Annotated in this window: 4 protein-coding genes; 1 reads left to right on the top strand and 3 read right to left on the bottom strand. The window is 36.8% G+C overall.

From position 1 onward, the window contains the following. The 3 genes from BN338_RS00845 to BN338_RS00835 all read right to left on the bottom strand — a co-directional run. Positions 1-1,465: cation:proton antiporter domain-containing protein (locus BN338_RS00845; protein ID WP_039758138.1), on the bottom strand; the 1,465-nt coding region annotated here is incomplete at its 3' end. A 93-nt stretch (positions 1,466-1,558) separates the two neighbouring features. Next, positions 1,559-4,072 (bottom strand): protein translocase subunit SecD, encoded by a 2,514-nt coding sequence (gene secD / locus BN338_RS00840; RefSeq protein ID WP_039758137.1) that lies wholly within the window; start codon positions 4,070-4,072, stop codon positions 1,559-1,561. Positions 4,073-4,164: 92 nt separating this feature from the next. Beyond that, positions 4,165-4,542 carry a hypothetical protein gene (locus tag BN338_RS00835; RefSeq protein WP_039758135.1) on the bottom strand — a complete coding sequence of 126 codons (378 nt, stop codon included), beginning with the start codon at positions 4,540-4,542 and terminating at the stop codon, positions 4,165-4,167. A 178-nt stretch (positions 4,543-4,720) separates the two neighbouring features. On the opposite strand from BN338_RS00835, the gene BN338_RS00830 reads away from it, so the two are divergent. Continuing rightward, complete coding sequence (locus tag BN338_RS00830; RefSeq protein WP_039758133.1) at positions 4,721-7,096, top strand: mechanosensitive ion channel domain-containing protein; 2,376 nt, start codon at positions 4,721-4,723, stop codon at positions 7,094-7,096. Positions 7,097-7,232 lie beyond the last annotated feature (136 nt).

Genomic DNA, 7,232 nt, shown 5'->3' with positions numbered 1-7,232 from the left:
GTTGAATGATATTACCGCAAATAGCTTCAAACCCATCTGAAATTGCTTTATCAGAAAGGCGTTTTGATTCTTCTACAATTACGATAGGTTTATCTCTATTTATTAAAGATAATGCAATACACTTACCAATACGGCCATAGCCAATAATGACGATATGGTTGTTTTTTAAGGTCATTGGTAAAAAATCTTGGTCTGGATCTTGTGGATCAATATCAATAATTGTTTGGGTATTTTGTGAAGAAGCAGAAAATTTTTCTAGACGTTTTTTTATTTTATTACAGGCAATGAAAACAAGAGGATTAAGCAAAATAGAAAAAATTGCTCCTCCAAGAATTAAATCATGAGCGTCATTGTTTAAAAGGCCTAAGCTTAGACTTAAACCAGCAAGGATAAAGGAAAATTCTCCGATTTGGGCAAGACTTGCAGCAATCGTCAAAGCTGTTGCATTAGAATAGCGAAAAGCTTTAACGATGAAAAAAGCAACAGCAGATTTGCCGATTACGATAATCAATAAGGTCGCTAAGAGAGGAAAAAAATGAGTCAAGAGTTTTTCTGGGTCAAATAACATGCCCACAGAAACAAAAAAGAGAACAGAAAAGGCATCACGCAGGGGTAAGGATTCTTCAGCTGCACGGTGACTTAATTCTGATTCGCTCATGACCATACCGGCAAAAAAGGCGCCAAGAGAAAGAGAAACACCAAATAAATGAGCGGCTCCGAAAGCTACGCCTAAGGCAATAGCAAAGACGCTAAGACGGAATAATTCACGTGATCCCGATTGTGCACTCATTTTTAGAAGCCATGGGATAACGCGTCGCCCAATGATGAGCATCAGTGCGATAAATATAATTACTTTCAGGATGGTAAGACCAAAAATACCCCAAATACTTAAATCCAACCATTGAACAAGAGGATCCAATGCTTCCTTTTTGGTATTGCTGAGGGCATTTGCCAAGGAAGGTATGAGGACAAGTATAAGGACCATTGCTAAATCCTCAATAATCAACCATCCAACGGCAATGCGCCCTTTTTCTGTTTCAATAAGATGGCGCTCTTGCAAAGCACGGAGCAGGATAACAGTACTTGCTATAGATAAAGCAAGACCGAAGATCAAACTCCCGCTGAAGCCCCATCCCATAATCAGACCAAGGCACAAGCCTAGAAAAGTAGAAAATGCCATTTGTGCAATAGCAGCGGGGATAGCAATCGCTTTGACTAATAAAAGGTCTTTTAATGAAAAGTGTAACCCAACCCCAAACATGAGCAAAATAATACCAATTTCAGCAAGTTGATTAATAATAACGGAATCTATTTTAAATCCGCCTGTATTGGGACCCACAATAACACCAGCTAACAAATAGCCTACAAGGGGTGAAATACGTAAACGGCTAGCAATCATTCCTAAAAGAAATGCTAAACATAAACCGGCAACAATCGTTGTAATTAGGGGGGTGTCATGGAGCATGGATTATTTACTATTCTTAATTAAAGAGTGAAGAAATGAAAATGACGATATTTTTATGAAAAGGTATCATATACATTAAAGGGCACTTTCATTTCACTTTACTTTAGTATTTGCACGATTATTTCGTTGACGCCACCAGTTTCCGAGTAGGAGTAAAATAGGCGCAGCGATAAAGATAGAGGATGATGTTGCAATAATAATCCCAAAGACCATAGGCAATGCAAAATTATGAACAGCACTTCCACCCCATATCGCCATGGGGAGCATGGCAAGAATTGTTGTGGCTGATGTAAAAAAACAACGGACAAGAACCTGATTAATTGACAGATCAATCAGTTCGCGCAACGGCATTTTTTTATAAAGGCGCATATTTTCGCGCATCCTATCATAGACAACAACCTTATCATTTATTGAATATCCAACAATTGTTAAGAGTGCAGCGATGGCGGTTAAATTAAAATCAAACTGAAATAAAGCAAAAAAACCAATCATTTTTGTGGTGTCTAAAATGAGCGTGACAATGGCTCCAATGGCAAAGAACCACTCGAAGCGTAACCATATATAGAGAGTCATAGCAATAGCCGCAAGAATAACAGCCGTAAACGCAGCGGTAGCAAGTTCGCCTGAAATTTTGGGACCAACAACTTCTATTTGATCAAATGTCGTATCAGGATAGATTTTTTGTACAGCTGTTTTGACCTTATCAATGGCGATAGTTTGTTGTGCTTCACTCCCACTTTGTTTTTGCATGCGAATTAAGACGGTGTTTTCATTATCAATATTTTGTAGGGTTACTTCACCAATATTAAGAGTAGAAAGCTTGGAACGCAGAGTTGCTAGGTCTGCTGGAGCTTTCGTGGTAATACTCATTTGGCTGCCGCCAATAAAATCAATTCCAAAATTCAAGCCAGGCTTAAAAAAGAGAACAACTGAAGCAATTGATAAAATAATTGAGATGCCAATACCAATGAATCGCGCTTTCATAAAGTGGAAAGTGGTATTTTGGGGGATAATGTTAAAAGCAGAGTGAATATGCAATTTTTTAATTTTCCATTTACGAACAATCCAAATCATGATGATGCGTACAATAGTGATATTTGTGAACATGGAGATGATAATACCAAGCAACATTGTTACGGCAAAACCACGAACGGGACCGGTGCCAAACCAAAATAATAAAACAGTCGCTATAATGGCCGTAACATTCGCATCAACAATGGTTGCAAAAGCCTGTTTAAAACCACGATCTAGAGCCGCAAAAGCACTTACACCTTTTCGACTTTCTTCACGGATACGTTCATTGATGAGAATATTCGCATCAACAGCAATACCGATGCCTAAGATAATACCAGCAATACCAGGCAAGGTCAGCGTAGCACCGAGAAGACTGAGGGCAGCAAATGTTAAAATCGTGTGGAGCGCTAGTGCTATATTGGCAATGAGCCCCCAAATTCGGTAGAGAAGAAAAATGAAAATTGCAACAAGCATAAAACCAATTATGCCAGTGTAGAGTCCCATTTGAATGGCATCAGCACCAAGATTTGGGCCTACCGTTCTCTCTTCAATGACGGTGAGCGGGGCGGGAAGGGAACCAGCACGGAGCAGAGCAGCCAGAGTTGAGGCTTCTTTGGGGTCAAAGTTTCCGGTAATTTGACCTTGTCCATTGGGAATGACACTATTGATGGTAGGAGCCGTTAAAACCTTATTATCCAGAACAATGGCAAAAGGACGGTTAATATTTTGTCGTGTTATATCAGCAAATATTTTCGCACCAACGGAATCTAGCGTAAATGAAATAATAGAACGTCCTGGCATTTGCGGGTCGAAACCAGCGCGGGCTTCTTTAAGGACATTTCCGTCTAAGGCAATTTGATCATAAATTGCATAACGTTGTGTTTCATCTGTATATCCAGGAAGAATAGAAACACCTATAGGGGGATTATTGGGATCTACATTAGAAGGAACAAGATGAAAACTCATCTTAGCGGTTGTGCCTAAAAGATCTCGCAGTTGTTTTGGATCTTGTAAGCCAGGCAATTGGACCATAATACGATCATTTCCAACTTTTTGGATCGCTGGTTCTGAAACACCAACTTGATCGATACGGCGACGGATAATTTCTAAGCTCTGTTCAATAGCGTTGCTTACACGATCTTTTATGCCCGCTTCCGTTAGTGTGATACGGAGTGTTTCATTTTGAGCACTCATTGTGATGTTATGTTCTGTTGTACCAAAGCTACTGTGTATGGGGGTTATTAATGTTTTTAAAGCAGAGAGTGCTTTTTCAGTTTGTGATGCATCAGAAATAAGGGCAACAACGCTATCTTCAATGATACGAACACTTGAGGTCCGGATTTGTTTTTCACGCAATGTATTATGCACGTTGCTTAAGATGATGTGTAATTGATCGCGTTTTAATGTTTTGCTATCAACTTCGAGCAAAAGAGAAGAGCCTCCTTGAAGATCAAGACCAAGGGCTACACGGGTGTCAGGTAAGAAGCTTGAATTTTTAACCTGTTCGTGTGAAAATAAATTGGGTAAAGCAATGTAAATGCTGCTTAATAGGATAAAGCAATAAAGGGTAGTTAACCAACCAGATGTACGCATGATGTATTCCGCTAATAGGCAATCTAACAGTTATTCAAAGTTGAAAGCACAAGTAAAATAAGATGATCATTGTTATAATTCAAGGAAGAGGATTAGGTGAGTTCATTAGGAGGAGCACGTTTATTTGAAAAATATTGCATTTGAAAATGACGAAGTCGTGTATCAATAGCTGGAATCTTTATTAAAAAGAGATTCAATATTAGGATTTTTTGAAAGATCTCCATAAAAATAGATTCTGTATGGAATGTTACAAGTTTTTTGTTTTCAGTCGTGGTAACATTCAACTGGTCATACTTGTTTTGTAAATAAAGTTTATTCGTTTTAGTGATATGACTGATGTGTGATTGTTTGATTAAATAAGCACGCATTCCTAGATTGCCCGTTAAAAACATGCCCAGACTGGATAGAAAAATCCAAGTCGTCAAAGGGAGAAAATTTTCTTTTTTGCAATAGAAGTGCAAAAAAAACATGCCAGAGTGCCTTCTTTAATCTTTGAGTTTAGCTTACTATTTCTTTTTCTCTTATTATCAGTATTATAGAATAAGGGAAAGCTTTTATAAGATTATTCTATAAAAGTTGAAAATATCTATCTTATACCATATTTTAAAAAAGGGGGGATAAAATCCTTTTTGTGCGTATAAGGTAGATATGTGTTCATTTTGTAGAAAAAATATCCACAAACTTTTCCTTCTTTGGGGGGTTATCTTTGTTTTTAATTCTGGTGCTTGGGGAAGTGGGGAGACACAAAATACAATTGTCGAACAAACAATAGCTTCTTATTCAATTGATGAAATTATTCAACAACAACAGTTTATTATTAAGGATCTTGAAGAAAGTACTGCAGCTTTAAAAAGAGATTTTGATAAAAAATTAGAAGATGAGCGTGCTTTGGAAGAACTGCGCTTACGTGCACAAAATATCAGTGAGCGTACTATGGAGGCAGCATTTGCTTTGCGTTCTCCTCTTAATGAAATTAATACACTTCTTGATCAATTAACCGAGCTCCAACATGACGTAAAAAAACTGAAAAATTCAGAGAAGAAATACTCTTATTTGATAGAGCAAAAAGCTAAAATTAATAGTATAATGCTTCAGTTTGAAGAAGTTTTTTTGGTGACAAACAGAATAGCTGAACTTTCTATTTCTCAATCTCGTGAACTTTTTAAACGCAAACTGACCGATAGGCTTGAGTTTTCAATCCCGATGATTAAACATCTTGTCCAGAAAACAAAAGAGGCTTCATCAGATTTTCTTTTGTTGTTGAGCTCTTGGTACAATTTTATCTTTTATTTCAAATTATTACAGCTTTTTCTTTCTTTTTTGATTCCACTTTTTATTACTTTGGGGCTTTCGTATTTTGCTCATAAAATTCTTGTGCATGTGTATTGCCACTTTACGAAGTCTAATGAGGAAATATCGTATTTACAACGCTTATTGATCGCCTTTGTTTCAGTTCTTTTACCTTCGCTTATCTGTATTCTTTGCGTTTATCTTGTGTTGTTTTTATTTCGTAGTTTTCACTTAGATCCAGGTAAGCTTACAACAGTTTTTGATATGATTGGGTGTCAAATTATTTTAGTTTTTTTAATCAATCGGTTAGCGGTTGTTCTTTTATCATCGAATAGGCCTCATGTGCGTCTTCTCAATATTGCAGCCTCGTCTGCTTCTCAATTGGTATTTTTACTCACTTCTTTAGGGGGAATTTTGGCTTTTGATGCTGTTCTTGATAGTATTTATCAAATCATTTCAGCGCCTTTATCTTTGACAATTGCTAAAAGCTTTATTGCTGTTTTTCTTGTCGCAATATTGCTATTTATAATATCATTTGTACCTTTGCGGTTTAGACGTAGGAATTTGCAAGGAGAAAAAAAAGAACCGTATTTTGGGCCATTTTATATACGCATTCCTCTTATTGGTTTGGGATTATTGCTGCTTGTGTTGAATTTTTTAGGCTATGTTGGTCTCGCACGTTTTATTATGCAGCAGATTATGATTGGTGGAGCATTTTTGCTTCTCATGTATTTAGGAATACAAAGCGCTCAAGCACTTGGAACTAAAGGCCAATTTATGAAAACAACAGTTGGTCATCTTTTGATGCAGAGATTTCATTTAGAAGAAAAAACGATGAATCAATTGGGAATTGTTGTGAGTGTTTTTCTCAATTTGTTTGTTGTCGTATTTTGTGCAATGCCAATTGCTGTACAGTTTGGATTTTCCTATTCTGATTTAAAAGCAGTTTTGTGGCAATCGGTGACTGGTTTTCAGATCGGAAATATGACTCTTTCTTTGATTTCTCTTGTAACAGGAATTATTTCTTTTGGTGTCTGTTGGTTCCTTATTCGCCGATTTATTGGTTGGTTAGATCATGTGGTGTTTGCTCATGGAGAATTTGATTCTGGTATCCGTAATTCTATCAAAACAGTAGTAGGTTATGGGGGCGTTGTTGTGTCTGCTTTGATAGGATTATCAATGGCAGGTTTGGATCTTAGAAATTTTGCTCTTATTGCTGGAGGACTTTCACTTGGTATTGGTTTTGGTTTACAGAATATTGTTCAAAATTTTGTCTCTGGACTTATTATTTTAGTTGGAAGACCATTTAAAATAGGGGACTATATAGAATCTGGATCAGTAGGGGGGATTGTTAAGCGTATTAGTGTACGTGCAACAGAACTTGAGACCATTCAACGTAAAACGATTATTATTCCCAATTCAAGCCTTATTAATAATAACGTTAGTAATTGGACACGACGTAATAAAATAGGACGAATTGATATCCCAGTTACTGTATCATCTAAAGTTACTCCAGAGCGTGTTGTTGAAATTTTGTTAGAGATTGCTTCTTCAACAGAAGGCGTTTTAAAAAATCCTATCCCACAGGTGAGTTTTACGGCATTTGATTGTAAGAGCTTTTCCTTTAATTTAGCTATTTATGTGCCTAATATTACTGCATCTTCTCATGTAACCAATACCCTTCGATTTGTCTTATATAAGCGTTTTATTGAGGAAGGAATCTTAGAATGTTGAGATATATTTATGCTTTTATTACAGTTACTCTGTTGAATATTTTTGCCATAACATCTTTTGCTGCAACAGTGAAGAATACTGATTTAAAGATGCAGTCTATCATCGTTGTCGAAGGCAGTATACCTTTAAGATTTTC

This window comes from Bartonella queenslandensis AUST/NH15 (genome assembly GCF_000312585.1).
Lineage (GTDB): Bacteria > Pseudomonadota > Alphaproteobacteria > Rhizobiales > Rhizobiaceae > Bartonella > Bartonella queenslandensis_A.
The sequence above is the reverse complement of the archived record's forward strand: the minus strand, read 5'-3'. Positions and strand labels throughout refer to the sequence as shown.

Bases quoted from the DNA above. Each gene is read 5' to 3' on its own strand.
- BN338_RS00835 (WP_039758135.1), bottom strand. From the start codon at position 4,542: ATGTTTTTTTTGCACTTCTATTGCAAAAAAGAAAATTTTCTCCCTTTG.
- secD (WP_039758137.1), bottom strand. From the start codon at position 4,072: ATGCGTACATCTGGTTGGTTAACTACCCTTTATTGCTTTATCCTATTA.
- BN338_RS00830 (WP_039758133.1), top strand. From the start codon at position 4,721: ATGTGTTCATTTTGTAGAAAAAATATCCACAAACTTTTCCTTCTTTGG.